This is a genomic window from Lysinibacillus sp. Ag94, from assembly GCF_023242215.1.
GTDB lineage: Bacteria > Bacillota > Bacilli > Bacillales_A > Planococcaceae > Lysinibacillus.
The window spans coordinates 785,244-801,304 of sequence record NZ_CP096780.1 but is presented as its reverse complement, the minus strand read 5'-3'; the positions used below and the strand labels follow the sequence as shown (position 1 = coordinate 801,304).

Annotated in this window: 12 protein-coding genes; 3 read left to right on the top strand and 9 right to left on the bottom strand. The window is 36.1% G+C overall.

Annotated features, from left to right (window positions below; genetic code table 11):
- Positions 1-16: 16 nt before the first annotated feature.
- Positions 17-850 (bottom strand): TetR/AcrR family transcriptional regulator, encoded by an 834-nt coding sequence (locus tag MY533_RS03505; RefSeq protein WP_248718052.1) that lies wholly within the window; start codon positions 848-850, stop codon positions 17-19.
- 99 nt (positions 851-949) lie between these two features.
- Between MY533_RS03505 and MY533_RS03500 the strand changes: the two genes are divergently transcribed.
- Positions 950-4,039 (top strand): efflux RND transporter permease subunit, encoded by a 3,090-nt coding sequence (locus tag MY533_RS03500; protein WP_248718051.1) that lies wholly within the window; start codon positions 950-952, stop codon positions 4,037-4,039.
- A gap of 280 nt (positions 4,040-4,319) precedes the next feature.
- Here MY533_RS03500 and MY533_RS03495 read toward each other — a convergent pair whose 3' ends face one another.
- Positions 4,320-4,679 carry a hypothetical protein gene (locus MY533_RS03495; RefSeq protein ID WP_248718050.1) on the bottom strand — a complete coding sequence of 120 codons (360 nt, stop codon included), beginning with the start codon at positions 4,677-4,679 and terminating at the stop codon, positions 4,320-4,322.
- A gap of 176 nt (positions 4,680-4,855) precedes the next feature.
- Here MY533_RS03495 and MY533_RS03490 point away from each other — a divergent pair, with 176 nt between their 5' ends.
- The gene (locus MY533_RS03490) at positions 4,856-5,416 is read left to right on the top strand and encodes a GNAT family N-acetyltransferase (protein ID WP_248718049.1); all 561 of its coding nucleotides are present in this window, start codon (positions 4,856-4,858) and stop codon (positions 5,414-5,416) included.
- 40 nt (positions 5,417-5,456) lie between these two features.
- Here MY533_RS03490 and MY533_RS03485 read toward each other — a convergent pair whose 3' ends face one another.
- From MY533_RS03485 to MY533_RS03465, 5 genes are all read right to left on the bottom strand, one after another.
- On the bottom strand, positions 5,457-6,452 hold the full coding sequence (locus MY533_RS03485) for a S66 family peptidase (protein ID WP_248718048.1): 996 nt from the start codon (positions 6,450-6,452) through the stop codon (positions 5,457-5,459).
- Between the two features lie 18 nt (positions 6,453-6,470).
- A complete protein-coding gene (locus tag MY533_RS03480) occupies positions 6,471-6,968 on the bottom strand; it encodes a GNAT family N-acetyltransferase (RefSeq protein WP_248718047.1) in 498 nt (165 codons plus the stop codon).
- A 762-nt stretch (positions 6,969-7,730) separates the two neighbouring features.
- The gene (gene mprF / locus MY533_RS03475; protein WP_248718046.1) at positions 7,731-10,253 is read right to left on the bottom strand and encodes a bifunctional lysylphosphatidylglycerol flippase/synthetase MprF; all 2,523 of its coding nucleotides are present in this window, start codon (positions 10,251-10,253) and stop codon (positions 7,731-7,733) included.
- Positions 10,254-10,538: 285 nt separating this feature from the next.
- Positions 10,539-11,243 carry a response regulator gene (locus MY533_RS03470; RefSeq protein ID WP_248718045.1) on the bottom strand — a complete coding sequence of 235 codons (705 nt, stop codon included), beginning with the start codon at positions 11,241-11,243 and terminating at the stop codon, positions 10,539-10,541.
- Positions 11,244-12,845 (bottom strand): ATP-binding protein, encoded by a 1,602-nt coding sequence (locus tag MY533_RS03465; RefSeq protein WP_248718044.1) that lies wholly within the window; start codon positions 12,843-12,845, stop codon positions 11,244-11,246. It abuts the gene before it with no gap.
- 388 nt (positions 12,846-13,233) lie between these two features.
- Between MY533_RS03465 and MY533_RS03460 the strand changes: the two genes are divergently transcribed.
- The gene (locus MY533_RS03460) at positions 13,234-14,496 is read left to right on the top strand and encodes a dicarboxylate/amino acid:cation symporter (protein ID WP_248718043.1); all 1,263 of its coding nucleotides are present in this window, start codon (positions 13,234-13,236) and stop codon (positions 14,494-14,496) included.
- A gap of 174 nt (positions 14,497-14,670) precedes the next feature.
- Here the strand turns inward: MY533_RS03460 and MY533_RS03455 are convergent, their stop codons facing one another.
- Together MY533_RS03455 and MY533_RS03450 are read right to left on the bottom strand one after the other, a co-directional pair.
- Positions 14,671-15,150, bottom strand: a complete 480-nt coding sequence (locus MY533_RS03455; RefSeq protein WP_248718042.1) for a hypothetical protein — start codon at positions 15,148-15,150, stop codon at positions 14,671-14,673.
- Between the two features lie 6 nt (positions 15,151-15,156).
- On the bottom strand, positions 15,157-15,819 hold the full coding sequence (locus MY533_RS03450; protein ID WP_079559812.1) for a potassium channel family protein: 663 nt from the start codon (positions 15,817-15,819) through the stop codon (positions 15,157-15,159).
- Between the last annotated feature and the right edge of the window lie 242 nt (positions 15,820-16,061).

The following is a 16,061-nucleotide window of genomic DNA, read 5'->3' as shown; positions in this document are numbered from 1 at the left end:
AATCCTATCCTTATGTCTACATATTAAAGTATTTAGCTATTACATAAGCAACCCAACGATAATCTGGCTGCAAGCGTATGTTTTCAATTAAACCTTTTATAATCGGTTTACTATAGGTTGGATTTTCGACTTGTTCTTTTAATAATTCTAGAGACTCGCGTTCTATAGTGTCTATTAAGCCATCTAGATGTTGTTCGATTAATTCTAGTAAAGATTCCTTTGAAAAATCTTCATTACAAGGTTTTGCTGTTAATTGAACGAGTTCCTCGGTCATAAATGGAATCGTTGTATACTTTGCAAGAATTTCTGTCTTTTCAGCTAGAGATTTAGACAATTGATCTAAATCGAGTGGTATATCCGAAAAAATAAAAAGTTCTGAATAACTTTTCATGAATCCTTTAATGCAATACATAACATCATATTTAGTATCGTCAAGTTTGTCCTGATATAGCTGCTCAAGCATATAAATAATCGACTTAGACATCTCGATATCATAGGCAATTATTTTCTGAAACAATTCTTTTTTTGTTAGAAGTACTTTCTCATTCAAAAACACACGAGCAGATGCAGCATGTTTTTTGAAAGCTTGAAAAATACTTTTGTAAAATTCAACCAAAATGATATCTTTACTAAGTGAACTTCTGACTACTTGGTCAACGTCAGTCACAAATTGTTGTAGATAATTCTCTACCATTGAAATTAGAAGCTCGTCTTTTGTTTTGAAAGATAAATAAAATGCGCCTTTTGAAATTCCACATCGTTCTGTAATTTGCTGTACAGATGTAGCTTCAAAGCCTTGTTCTGAGAATAGCTCCAACGCTTTCTCCATAATAAGTTGCTTTTTTAACATACTTTTAATTCTCTCCTAATGTGTTTCATTGACAAATGACCGATTAGTCATTAGTATAAATAACGAAATCTAGTTAGTCAATAAAGGGTAGGTGTGAAGGTGAAAGGTTTAGTTAATTTCGTATTGAAAAACAAATTGGCAGTGTGGTTATTAACAATTATCATCACTGTCTCTGGTATTTATTCAGGTACAAAAATGAAAATGGAATCCATACCTGACATTTCTATACCATATTTAATTGTAATGGGTGTTTACCCTGGTGCAACACCTGAACAGGTAATGAATGAGCTTTCCATACCATTTGAAAAATCAATTGAAAGCTTAGAAGATGTAAAAGCAGTTTACTCATCATCCTCTTCAAACGTAGCACAAGTTCAAGTGGAATATGACTATGGAATTGATATGGATGAGAAAAAACGCCAATTAGAGTCCGCGTTAGAAGGTATAAAATTACCTGACGGTGCTCAAAAACCGACAGTTATGGCAATTAGCATGAATATGATGCCTGTTGTCGCTTTATCGGTTAGTAGCTCTAAGGAAGATATTGTCGGATTAACGTCAACAGTAGAAAACATTCTACTTCCTAAAATTGAAAAAATTGATGGCGTTGCTTCAGCAACTATCAACGGTCAGCACATTAATGAAGTATCATTTAAATATGATAACGCAAAAATGGCTGCTCTTGGCTTAACAGAGGATTCAGTCAAGCAAATGATTCAAGCAAGTGATATGTCGCTTTCACTTGGTTTATATCAATTTACTGTAGGTGAACAGGCCGTTTCAGTAGACGGTAAAGTTAAATCTATCGATGAGTTAAAAGACTTATTGATTCCAGTTACACCTTCAGCTACAAATCCTTCTCCATTCGTTCGCTTAGGCGATATTGCAACGATTGAAGTCGAAGGTAAAGTACAATCCGTATCACGTACAAACGGCAAAGATGCGATTGCGATTCAAATCGTTAAAGCTCAAGATGCAAATACGGTAAAAGTCGTAAATGCAGTGAAAGATTTAATGCAAGACGAAGAAAAATCATTAGACGGCTTAAAAGTGGATATCTCACTTGACCAAGGTAAACCGATTGAAGATTCAGTGTTCACAATGATTGAAAAAGCAGTATTCGGTGGTGCCATTGCCGTATTAATTATTTTACTATTTTTACGTGATTTCAAATCAACAATTATTTCGATTATTTCTATCCCAGTTTCAGTATTCATGGCATTACTATTATTAAACTGGATGGATATCACCTTAAACATTATGACTCTCGGCGCGATAACCGTGGCGATTGGTCGTGTAATTGATGACTCCATTGTAGTTGTTGAAAATATTTATCGACGTATCCATTTAAAAGATGAAAAACTAACAGGTCGCGCTCTTATTCGTGAAGCGACAATTGAAATGTTCAAACCAATCCTTTCTTCTACATTAGTAACCGTAGCAGTATTCGCCCCACTAATGTTTGTAGGCGGTATGGTTGGTGAATTATTCATGCCGTTTGCGTTAACAATGTCGTTTGCGCTAGGTGCTTCATTAATAGTGGCGATTACAATTGTTCCAGCTTTATCTCACTTCCTATTCCGTAAAAAAATATACGGTGAGAAAAAAGAAAGTCAACATAAAGAAGTTGGTAAACTAGCTCTTTGGTATAAAGGTGTACTAGCAAAATCATTAAATCACAAAATCATTACATCGATTATAGCGATTGTATTGCTTGTTGGTTCTCTTGCTTTAACACCACTTATTGGCTTCAGTTTCATGGGCTCACAAGAAGATAAGGTTATGTACTTAACGTACACTCCTGGTACAGGCGAGCTAATGAAAGATACAGAAGCAAATGTGGCAAAAGTAGAAAAAGAATTAATGAAACGTAAAGACGTTAATATTTTACAAGTTTCGATCAATGACCCTAAACATGTTGATCCTTCTGCAATGATGATGGGTGGCGGTGCCGGTGGTGCCTTAATGTACCTCATCTTCGATCCAGATATGAAGGACTTCCCAGAGGCACGTAAAGAAGTTGAAGATTATGTAACTAACATTGGTCAATCAGGAGAATGGAAATCTCAAAACTTCTCATCAATGTCATCATCTTCAAATGAAGTAAGTTACACATTATATAGTGAAGATTTAGATAAGCTCCGTAAAGCAGTGAAACAAGTAGAAGGCGCACTAAAAGAAGTTGATGGTTTAGAAGAGATTAAGTCTGATACTGAAGATCCATTTGTTGAGAATACTTTAAAAGTAGAGCAAAAAAATGTTCTACAATACGGTTTAACTACTGCTCAAATTGTAATGGCTTTAAATCAAAATACATCACCAGAAGTTCTAACAAAAGTTCAGTATGATGGTGAAGATATTGATGTTATTGTACAGCATGAAGAAAAAGCTGCCGCTAAATCTCTTGATGATGTATTAGCTACTAAAATTCAAACAGCTTTAGGCACAACAATGACAATCGGTGAGTTAGTAAAAGTAGAAGAAGGCACTACATTAAACTCATTATCTCGCTCAAAAGGTGAATACTTCGCAAAAGTTTCTGGTACGATTGTCGGTGACGATATTTCAAAAGCTACTTCAGCTGCTGATAAAAAAATCGATAAATTAGATTTACCTAAAGGTGTAACGACTGGCGTTGGAGGCGTTGCTGCAGACATGCAAGAAACGTTCACACAGCTTGGAATTGCTATGTTAGCTGCGATCGCGATTGTTTACTTCATCCTAGTAGTAACATTCGGTGAAGGTTTAGCACCATTCGCTATTCTGTTCTCCCTGCCATTCGCAGTAATTGGAGCATTCGTCGGATTATTCGTCACAGGTCAAACAATTTCTGTTTCTGTTATGATGGGACTATTAATGCTAATCGGTATCGTAGTAACAAACGCCATCGTATTAGTAGACCGCATTATTCATATGGAACGTGACGGACTTGCAATGCGCGAGGCCATTTTAGAGGCTGGTGCAACTCGTTTACGTCCAATCCTAATGACTGCCATAGCAACAATCGGTGCGATGATTCCAATGGCACTTGGTAATGGTGGCAGTGGTCTAATTTCAAAAGACCTAGCAATTACAGTAATCGGTGGTCTACTATCTTCAACTTTATTAACATTAGTAGTTGTACCAATCGTTTATGAAATGCTATCTAAAATGTTAAAGAAAAACCGAAAAGACGTTAAAGATAATTAATAAACACATAGAAAAAGGGCTCTCCATTGAAGGGGGGCACTGAAAAAGTCTATATCTTCTCACATCGCGAGGTATTTAACGAGTAAATCGTTGAATACCTCGCTTTTTTCATTTGGCACTGTGACTCTACTGTTGTTTTCCGAAGCATTCCGCTCGCTTTCCGCGGGCGAGCGCCGAGCCTCCTCCTACGCTTCGCTTCGTGCGGGGTCTCGTCTGTCTCGCTTTCCCGCAGGAGTCGAGCGATGCTTCTCCAAACAACGCAATGTATCACACTATTATTTTAGTCACGCTTTCCTTTATAATAAAAGAACGAATGTGCAGGTGATGCTTTTCGCACAGACAATACATGTTGCTGTCGCTTCGCTTTCGCACAGAAAAAAACATGTTGCTGTCGCTTCGCTTTCGCACAGAAAAAATCATGTTGCTGTCGCTTCGCTTTCGCACAGGCAAAAACATGTTGCTGTCGCTTCGCTTTCGCACAGACAACATCCACAACGCTCCAGAATTTCGGGCGAAACAGATGTTTTTGGCGCGAAAGCGTAGTGCAACGAAGCGACAGCAATAGCACAATGTTGGTCACGAAGGCTTTATCATAGGGTGTGATGGTTTTAGCCTTAATTCCTCTATCACTCATCCCCAAGGCGTCGCCAAACCTCCCCTCCAATCGAATGTAAATCCCTAATAGTGCAGTGCTTTAATTTTTCCATTTTCCCCTTTAACCTTAAAATTTCCTCTAATGAATAGCTTCACAATAATTTATAAATCTGGTTATAATTAGATAAACTTTAATGATTACACAAATGAAGGGGGAGTTTTGTGAGCAATAACATTTTTAAACAAGCACCACCTGTTTTAAAAACAGCACGATTAACGTTAAGGCCGATTTCATTAAATGATTCAGAGGCAATATTCAACTACACTTCAAGTGAAAAAGTAGCGCGCTATGTTACATGGGAACCCCATAAGAATTTAGACGAAACAAAAGAGTTTATTGAATTAGTTTTAAATGGCTATAAACAAGATAATCATCTATTATGGGGCATCGAATTTGAGCAAAATTTAATTGGCACTATCGATTTTGTTGCTATAACTGACAAGCATAAATGTGCTGAGATAGGCTATGTTCTATCTGAAGATAATTGGAATAAAGGGATAACGACTGAAGCAGTAAAAAAACTAATCGAATTTGGCTTTACCGAATTAGGATTAGTGCGAATTCAAGCGCGATGTTTTGAAGAGAATATAGGATCTCAAAAAGTAATGGAGAAATCAGGGATGCTTTTTGAGGGGATTTTACGAAAAAGTATGTTTGTTAAGGGGAATCATCAAAATGTTAAAATGTATGCTATTACAGATAATGACCATATTAAATCATAATTGGTCTAAGCCCTGCAAAAATCAGCAGGGCTTATTTAATTTACAACCATTTCTCAATACAATAGACTTTTTTAGCCGTTGCATCTAATCTTACTTGTTTTCCTATAGCAATTGGATGCATCGGGTGTGTATGACATATATCGAATTCTGCTAAAATCGGGATATCCATGCCGTCTAACTGTTCAAGCAGTATTTCATATGGTTTACGTCCAGTCTCTAAATCATCATAGCGTTCATGCTTGCCTAAAATAATACCACTTATTTTTTCAAATACTCCGTGTAATTTCAGCATCGCAAAATTTTTCTCAACGATAGCTGTATTTTTAGCGCAATCTTCTATTAATAAGATATCTCCATCAAGAATTTTCGGGAAATAAGAAGTACCAATAAATCCATACATAGCATTTACATTGCCACCAATTAATCTACCTTCAGCAACTCCATCTTGAACCGTCAACCATTCATTCTTATATAACTTTTTTTCTACCGTTTTTTCTAACCAATTGACAGGTTCATCTGACCAATATGGAGGCATTGGAATTTCGTAAGGCAAAGATTGTGACTTAAAGAAGTAGTTCTCGAAGAATTGATATGTATCATTGACTAATGGTTCAAATTCACCAAAGGAAGGAACTAATGCTGGACCGTAATAAGTTGTAATTCCTGTTTTTGCGTAAAGTGCCAGTAAAATTGCCGTTGCATCAGAGTAACCAACGACGATTTTTGGATTGCTTTGAAACGCATCATAATCAATATATGGCAGCATACTATTTGAATTTGTACCACCGATTGTCGACATGATGATGGGGACGTTTGGATTTCTTATTAATTTATTTAACTCTTCAGCACGCTCTCTTGGAGTGCCAGAGCGATACATATCAGATTTACCAGTTAGACTTCCTTCAATTAAGTTTATATTTCTTTGTTCAAGAAAAGCTTTTGCACGCTTATATCGAGAAAGGGCACTGACAGATGCTGGCGATGATGGTGAAAAAATACCGATATTAATACTTCTAGCGTTTCTTCTAGAATTCATATACACACACCCTTTGTATTACAATAATTTTGACATAAAATATTCATCAATGTACTCACCATCAACATATAAGGAATGTCTCTTAGTTCCTTCAATTTCAAATCCCATTTTTTTATATAAAGCAACACCTACAGTATTGTTCGCCATTACTGTTAGTTCCAAGCGATGCATACCCTTTCTTTTTGCCCACTCGTCAAGGTGACTAAATAATGCCGTACCTATTTTCCGGCCTCTATAATCACTATGGATACCTATAACAATATAGGCTCGATGTGAAACTCTAGATGGCATATTATTACCTTGAACAATTAAATAACCAACTACTTTCTTTTCTATTTCAGCTATCAACAAAGCAGAATGGCTGTTATTGTTACTATTCTCAATAAATTTAGTAAATTGTTCAGTCTCTAACTTTCTTTCACCTGGCCCGAATAACATTAAATTAGACTCTTCCGCATTTTTTATGACAGCTATGATCTGTTCAGCATCTTCACGTTTTGCCTCTCTTACTAACATTTTTATCGAACTCCTTTCTTATCAGGTATGGCTTGGCATTCTATTTCAGCGGATGTGTGGGGCACCCGCTGAAATAAGGTAAAAATTAGTGACATGTTATATTGAATTTCTATTATTACAAAGCGCTAATGGAAAATCAAATACAAAATTACAATTTTTCCATAAACTTTATTTCATCATGAATCAATCAGCGATTTCGGTTCACTTATCAGCGGTGTTCTGACCCTTTTATCAGCGATGTTTGATGCTTTATCAGCGATTCTGGCTCTTTTATCAGCGATGTTCGATACTTTATCAGCGATTCTGACTCTTTTATCAGCGATGTTCGATACTTTATCAGCGATTCTGGCTCTTTCAAGTTTTAGCGGCGTTCTTCCTTTGGTTAGCGGCGCAACTCACACTTTTAGCAGCGAATTCCAACATAAGCTGGACAATTTGACTAAACTAACGTCAGAGTTGAAGAACAGTTGTATAGAATTTTACACAATATTAAGGACTTGACTCTTTATTATCAGGAATTCTGACTCTCTTATCAGCGATGTTCGATACTTTATCAGCGATTCTGGCTCTTTTATCAGCGATGTCCTGCGTTCCGGTCCTTATCATTTTTTTGAGTATAAAAATTTATAAAAAAAGATGCATCGCAAAGTAATTTTGCAATGCATCTAATTGGCTTCCGTCGAATGCGTTTCATTATGCTGGCAGCACAACCAGCACAACTTCGTAAATTCACACCCTTCTTTTTAGTACAAACTTAGCTACTTATTTTCTCTTTTTACCAATTAATAACGTGACCTGTGCCATGGTAAATGGCAGGGAGGATTTCTTTCGATATGCTATATATTTTGGCTCCCAAAAATCTGCATATTTTAATTTAAAGTTTCTTAATCCTTTAAAATGATAGAAGTACTGCCCATGTAAAAATATTTGTGCTGCTATTTTTTCACTTAAAAAAGAATACCTAGACTGTTTGACATTTGACAATGGCGACATCCCCATGTTAAAAACACGGTAGCCTTCTGTTTTTGCCCATTCAAAGAGCGATAGGAATATGAAATCCATCGTTCCAGATGGCGCTCCCGGCTTAAAACGCATGAGATCTACTGAGAGTCTTTCGCCATTATCGTACATTGGCATGAGACTAGCAAAGCCAATAACTCCTTCTGTACCACGTAAAACGGCAATGTTTGAAGTGTTTAAATAGTGTTCATTAAAAAAGCCAAGAGAAAAGCCTTTTTCTGACCTTCCTTGCAACCATTTCGTTGATACTTCTTGCAATTCATTCATTAATTCCTGTGAGTAAGGAGGGTTTACTATTTCAACTGTAAAATTTTCTCGTTCAAATTTATTTTTTACTGCTCGGCGTCCCTTCATTCCCTTACCAGCAAGTGTAAACTTATCCAAGTCTACAAAGGCTTCTTCGCCAAGCTTAAAAAAACTATACCCATGCTCATGTAAAGAAGGGAAAATTTTATTGTTAATTTCATAAAAAACCGGTGTATAACCATGCTTATCTGCCAATTCTAAAAACTCCTGAATAGCGGATAAAAAATCAGATTCATCTCCCACTGGATCTCCCAGTACAACAATCTTATCGGCATATATTTGATAAGAAAATAAAACTGTACCTTGTTTATTCCAATGTATAAATTTGTCATGTAAAAAAATTAAATGTGAATATTCCGTCCCTTTATAGGTCATCAAATGGTCTTTAATTTTCTCTTCTTGCTCACTTGATAAAAGCTTTTCCATTTTCTTAGGTGCACGGATAAAATAGCCTATATAAAAAATGACAATTGCTATTAAGATGCCTATTACTGCACTATAAAATAAGTCTCGGTAATCTGTAATGATATATTCCTGCAAAGCGACTGGGATATGGATTTTGGAAGTAGGTAAGTTTACATAACCAATCACTACATACATCGCTGTAATGATTGTCACTGCCGCAAGATCAATCAAAACGATTCCCCATGTCAAAACGTTACTTTCACGGTAAAATTGTTTTTTTGAGGTAATTAACAGCCCTGTAACAATGAGTAAAAAAATTGCTTCTTCATAATCCAAGCCTTTAAAAATTGAAAATAGTACAGAACTACTTAGCACAATGAGGCAAAGTTGATAGGCCCTTTTCACTTTATATTTAATCCCTCTACATAAACCTAAGAGAATAAAGCCAGCTGCAACAGTCATTTGATGAGAGACATGCATAATCGGCGAAGATAAAAATTCCTGAGCTATTTTTAGTCGACTTAAAATACCTGGCACCGAAGCTGATAGCAATAATACAATGCCAGAGAGAAATACCAATATCGTTAATAGCATATGACTCAGCTTCTGAAGAACGACATTTGGCAAGTCATCCCATGATTGATTCCAACGTTCCCAATATTCTTTTACAAATAAAAGAGAAGAAACTAAAAATGGAAGCACAAAGTAACCAACTCGGTACAAAATTAATAGAAAAAGCACTTTTTCATCAGCGATTCCTAAACTTTGAGTCCCCCATAAAAAAACAAGGTCAAAAGAGCCCACCCCGCCAGGAATCATACTGACAATACCCGCACAGGAAGCAATTAAAAATATCGGAAGTAAATCGGATAAATTTATTGGAATCTTTAAAATAAAAGTTAATATCCAAATAACTAAAAAGACTGCAACCCATTCAGTTACGGAAGTGCCCATCAATTGAAGAGAGATCTTTGGCTTTATAGAACCTGCTTTTTTATTGCGGATGAGAAGCATAGCAATAAAAATCGGTACATATAGGCTGACAAGAATAACTGCTATTTTTAACCATCGTACTTCTTTTAGCAATGGGAAGTCCCAATAGAATATATACATAATCCAAGCTAACAGCGAAATCCCTGTTAAATAAAAGAGGGTTACGGAGGCAATGCTTTTTAATAAGTCTTCCTTATCCTCTTTATATTTCGAATAGAAATAATTACGTAAAAAAACACCAACTAAACCACCAAAGCCAATAAGATTAGAGAAGGTATTTACAACAAAAGAATGATTCAGTAGAAGACGGTTGTTTATTTTGATTCCTAATATTTTTACTAAAATAACATCATAAAAAATCATCGGTGTAATGGCACAGAAGGTAATTAAAAGAATAAATAAGAGCTCCCATATGTGCAGTTCATTCACTTCTTTCCGAAGTAACTGAACATCTATCCCACTGATTGTTTGTAGAATTTCATAAATGGCTATTGCTAAAAGCGCTATTGGAAATAGAATTTTCAAAAATTTAAATAGCGACTCTTTTCGAACGTTGAACATGTGTGTTAAACCTACTCCCCATTAGCTTTCTAAAATCAATTATTTCTTTATTTTCCATAAAAAATCCTCCGAAAAATAATATACCATTATTGTAACGGATTCTCTGCTATATGTATCATATCTAATCAGGTTTACCTCTCGGGATAAAGCATATTTTATTCACTCTATTAAGTTTTTCATCAACCCTTCATATTCCCAAAATCTAAAAGCAAATGATACTTCCCTATCCCTTTAGTTTCCCCTATAAAAAATGTATTAAACAACTTTATAAGTCACTCATTCGGATTAAATATAATATCGATGGATAGGACGGCCCACATTTCCATATTGTATATCCACCTTTAATAGATTTTGTTTTTCTAAAAAATCCAAGTAACGTCGAGCTGTTACACGAGCCGTTCCAATATACATGGACACTTCTTCTGCTGATACGGCTTCGTTACTTTCTTGAATATAGGCAAGTACCTTGTCTAATGTCGCTCGGTTAAAACCCTTTGGTAGCTCGTCAATTATGATTGTCTCAGTGATCGGAGGAACAACTATTTGTTCAGGGTTACGTTTCTGCATTAGATGATCCACATCATGCTGTGTTAGATCTTGCATACCACTTATTTTCTTTCTATAAGCTTGATAATTCTTTAAAGTTTGTTCAATTCGTTCAAACGTAAAAGGTTTCATAATATAATCATAGACGCCAAGGTGTAATATTCTCTGTACAGTTGACATATCATTCGCAGCAGTTACGGCAATAACATCAACTGGAATATGTTCTTCGCGAATTTTTCCTAATGTAATAATGCCATCCTGCTCTGGCATAAAAATATCCATAAAGACAAGTTCTGGATTTAGCTGCTTAATCTTCTCTATCCCTTCTATCCCATTGCCAGCATAGCCTATTAGTGAAAATCCTTTAATTTGCTCAATAAATTGCCTGTTCACTTCTCGGACCATTGGGTCATCTTCAATTAATAACACATTTATTACATCCATCTACTCTTCTCCTAACTCAAATAAGATTAAGAAACTTGTCCCTTTCATGAGTTCACTCACTACCTCAATATCGCCATTACCTTTTCTTACTATTTCACGTATTAAATGCAAGCCGATACCGCGATTCTCACTTGCCTTTGTAGAAAATCCACTTTCAAACATACGAGCTTGCACCTCTTCAGACATCCCAATTCCATTATCAGAAACAGCAATTGCTAGCACACCGTCATGCTCATCTACAGAAATAGCTACATATTTATCATGCTTTGAAAGAACATTTAGTGCTTCAAAGGAATTTTCAATTAAATTTCCTAACAAAACGACAAAATCGTGATGATCTAATAATGGTGGAAAGCGTTTAAAATGACTTTTTCGATCAATTTCTACTTGTATGCCTAATTCCTTACCATAACTAACTTTACTTAGCAATAATCCTGAAATATTTTCATTATGAAAGCGTTCATTCAAAAACTTCGTTAAAGAGGCTTCATTTTCGGTAGTAGCTGTCACGTATTCAAGTGCCTGCTTTGTATGTCCCAATTGCAGAAGTCCTGCAATAGTATGAAGCTTATTTTTATGCTCATGTGTTTGTACACGCAGTGCTTGAACAAATGCTTTTACACCTGTTACTTCTTCCGCAAGCTTTTTAACTGCTGTTAAATCTTTAAACATAGCAACTGCTCCAACTAGCTCACCATTCACAATAATCGGGACACGATTACTCAAAATACTATGATGATTAATGTAGAGCTCTTGATTGTATACTGGTGTTGCTGTTTCAACAATTTCAGGCAATCGTGTGTCAGGCAAAACATCATAAATCTTTTCTCCGATACAATCCTCTATCTTTCTAGTAACTCCTAATATATCAGCTGCTTTTTCATTAAAAATTGTAATATTCATTCCTTTATCGACCGCTATAATGCCTTCATGCATAGCATTGAACGTTTCTGTTCGTTCCACATACATCTTGGCAATCTCATGGGGCTCAAGCCCAAACATTTGCTTTTTAATATGTCGGCCAAGTGTATAGGCCCCCCAAATACTAAAAACAAGAGATATAACGATAGTAATAAAAATTTCATGCTCATAATTTTGCAACATTTCTATAAAAGTTGGCAGTGAATATCCTACAACGACAATGCCTACTTGTACTTTTTTGTCGTCAATAATAGGGACAAAAGCTCGAATCATTACACCCGCTTCCCCTTGCGCCTTCGTTACATAATAATGCTCACTAAAGGAAGCATTTAAATCCTGTGATTCACTACGCTTCCCTATTTCTTTATTAACTGGGTGAGATAGTTTAATACGATTCATATTCATGACTACGATATATTCTGCTTTATTAACAACACGAATTCCATCTACAATTTTGTTGACATTTTTCGCCGCTTCTTTAATATTGTCATTTTTCAAATGCATACTAATTTCTGGCACATTTGATACAGTCCGCGCAACGAGCATAGCACGCTGACCAAACTCCTTTTCTTGCTCAGTTAAGAGGTTTCCAAGTACAAAAATGCCACCAAGTAAAAAGGAGAATGCAATGATTAAAAATGTCACTAGCAGGATTTTACCGTTTACAGGCATTTTTATCATTTAATATTCCTTCCTTTCCGAATGCTAAGTCACTGCTATCAATGATATGCCTTTAAGATTATCTTCAAAAAAATCTTTTGACAACAGTTTTAGTTGACATAAGGAGGAGAAAGTCATGAACTTAATGAACAATATTACGAAAAATTGCCACAAAACGGAATTTTCTATCATTAATTATTTTTGTATTATAACAATAGTAAATTTCTCGTAGAGTATCATAACAGTTTAAGTTATTGAAAACACTACGTTTTATTTAAAATATGGATGAATGTACTTAATGAACGATATGTTTCTTATTTTCTAAATCTCTTTTTTCTTACAAAATTCGCTATGATAATTCTAATGAAAGCGATATCAAAGAGAAAATATAGAAAAGAGGTAGCATAAAATGAAATTACTGAAAAATCTAACCATTCAAGTTATAGCTGCAATTATTCTAGGGGTGATTGTTGGCGCTATCTTCCCTGAGTTTGGTGCAAGCCTTAAAATCCTGGCTGATTTATTCATTAAGCTAATTAAAATGTTAATCGCTCCTATTATCTTCTTAACAGTTGTAATCGGAATCGGTAGTATGGGAGATATGAAAAAAGTTGGAAAAATCGGTGGAAAAGCGTTACTGTATTTCGAAATTGTCTCTACCATTGCCTTAGCAATCGGTATTGTTGTTGCATTAATCGTTAGCCCTGGTACAGGTTTAGATACTTCAGGTGCTTCCGAAGCCGATATCTCAAAATATACAACTGCTGCAGCAGAGTCTGAGCAAGGCTTAGGTGCTTTCATCTCTAGCATCATTCCTGAAAACGTTGTAGGTGCACTTGCAGCAGGGCAATTACTTCCTGTGTTATTCTCTGCCATCTTGTTCGGCGTAGCTGCTGCTTCTATTGGCGCACCTGCAAAACCTGTCATCACATTCTTTGAACAAGTGGCAGAAATTTTCTTCAAAATCGTAAATATGGTGATGAAAATATCTCCAATAGGTGCTTTTGGTGCAATGGCCTATACAATTGGTAATTTTGGGTTGAAATCGTTAGGCAACTTAGGTCTATTAATGGCTGCAGTATACATTACAATGTTCATATTCGTAGTCCTTATTTTAGGGATGATCGCAAAATTTTTCGGCTTCAACATTTTTAAATTTATCGCTTATATAAAAGAGGAGATTTTCTTAGTAATTGGTACTTCATCATCTGAATCTGCCTTGCCATCTATGATGCGTAAATTAGAAAACTTTGGTTGCTCTAAGCAAGTTGTTGGATTAGTAGTACCAACCGGTTATTCCTTCAATCTTGATGGGACGTCCATCTACCTATCAATGGCTGCCTTATTTATTGCACAAGCATACGGAATGGAATTGACATGGATTCAAATCATTACACTCCTTGGGATTTTAATGATTACATCTAAAGGAGCCGCTGGTGTAACAGGTTCTGGTTTTATCACATTAGCAGCAACACTTGCTGCTTTCCCAATGATTCCAGTCGAAGGGATTGCGTTATTAATCGGTGTTGACCGCTTCATGTCTGAGGCACGTGCCGTAACAAATTTAATTGGTAACGGTGTAGCTTGTATAGTCGTATCGAAATCGGAAAAGGAATTTGATGTAGAAATGCAAGAACGTGCGCTTCAAGGAAAAAATACTATTGTGTCGTAAGAACAAATGCGCTAAGCCCGAAAAGGAAACGCTCCACTACTTCGCCCGAGGGATCAAAGCGACCTCACTTTAGCCTAGACGCCTAATATGTTCTAGTTGATCCACAGACAAAAATCGAATTAACTACAAGGAAAGGTAGTGATCGCAGCTAGTTGCTGTTTTCACTACCCTTATTTATTTAACATATTGTTCAAGCAAACGTTGCGTATTTGTTGATTGTTCAAGTGCTTTTTTCTCTTTTGCCCAATAAATCAAATATTGCTGATCCCCAACATTAAAAACCATCTGCTGTAATTCTTCGCTGAGCTCAGAGCTAATCGCAACTTTTAAAATATCTACCTCATATAAAGGCTCTCCTTGCATTTCGTAAACAATATGATAGAGTGGTTTTTCTTCAAATATAGCTCGTTCTTTTTTGCTTAGTTTCTTAACATGGCTAAGCGGATAGTTTTCAATATAGGCTTTTGCATCTTGACCTGTTGCACTAAATAAAGATTGCTCCCCTTTAAAAAGCTCGATCGCATCTATTTCTGCTGTGTGATCTAAAATACGAGAAATAGCCTCTTGCTCATTTTTGTCGCGAGATTGCCATGTAAAAGCGCCAATAAGAATAATTGCCGCAAATATAACTAGTTTCCATCTTCGTTTATTCATTTTTCATTACCCATTCAATGCCTTTTTGACAAAGCGGTTAATATCTACATCAGCCCCAATGACAAGCATAATATCTCCTAACAAAATTTTATCACTCGCCTGCGGAGATACGATGATATCTGCACCACGCTTAAGACCTACAATATTAATCCCGTACTTTGCACGAATATCTAGATCCATAATAGAGTAACCTGCAATCGCATCATTGGCTTTAAGCTCCATAATCGAATGTTCATCCGAAAGCTCTAAGTAATCGAGCACTGTATTAGACAACATATTATTGGCAATACGTATCCCCATATCTCGCTCAGGATGCACGACAAAATCTGCGCCTATTTTACGCAGTACTTTTTCATGGTAATCATTCTGAGCTTTTACAGTAATCTGCTGAACACCAATTTCTTTTAAAATAATCGTCGTCAAAATACTAGCCTGAATATCTTCACCAATCGCTACGATAACATGCTCAAAATTACGAATACCTAATGAATTTAATACCGATTCATCCGTCGAATCTGCGATAACGGCCTGTGTGGCAATCGAAGCAAACTCGTCCACCCGCTCTGAGGAATGATCTATCGCCATAACTTGTGCGCCTTGGCTCATTAATTCACGAACAATGCTTCCTCCAAAACGTCCAAGTCCAATGACAGCAAACTCTTTTTTCATCATTAAAAATCCCTCCGAAAACTACTATACCCTTATTGTAACGTATTCTTGGCTATATGTATCGTCAAAACAAGAGACTATTCGTCAATAAAAGCAGAATCCCCTGCTCCTATTCAAGAACACTCGGTTCTCTTTTATATTCGAGGTACTTCTTAGGACGTACGTTTTGATAACTTTTGCGTTCGGTACGGCTGCTCAGCTTGCCATAAGATGTGATTTCTAGTCACGCCTTGATTTGATCA

Coding starts and splice junctions, on each gene's coding strand:
- MY533_RS03505 (WP_248718052.1), bottom strand. CDS start 850: ATGTTAAAAAAGCAACTTATTATGGAGAAAGCGTTGGAGCTATTCTCA.
- MY533_RS03485 (WP_248718048.1), bottom strand. CDS start 6,452: ATGAATTCTAGAAGAAACGCTAGAAGTATTAATATCGGTATTTTTTCA.
- MY533_RS03480 (WP_248718047.1), bottom strand. CDS start 6,968: ATGTTAGTAAGAGAGGCAAAACGTGAAGATGCTGAACAGATCATAGCT.
- mprF (WP_248718046.1), bottom strand. CDS start 10,253: ATGTTCAACGTTCGAAAAGAGTCGCTATTTAAATTTTTGAAAATTCTA.
- MY533_RS03470 (WP_248718045.1), bottom strand. CDS start 11,243: ATGGATGTAATAAATGTGTTATTAATTGAAGATGACCCAATGGTCCGA.
- MY533_RS03465 (WP_248718044.1), bottom strand. CDS start 12,845: ATGATAAAAATGCCTGTAAACGGTAAAATCCTGCTAGTGACATTTTTA.
- MY533_RS03460 (WP_248718043.1), top strand. CDS start 13,234: ATGAAATTACTGAAAAATCTAACCATTCAAGTTATAGCTGCAATTATT.
- MY533_RS03455 (WP_248718042.1), bottom strand. CDS start 15,150: ATGAATAAACGAAGATGGAAACTAGTTATATTTGCGGCAATTATTCTT.
- MY533_RS03450 (WP_079559812.1), bottom strand. CDS start 15,819: ATGAAAAAAGAGTTTGCTGTCATTGGACTTGGACGTTTTGGAGGAAGC.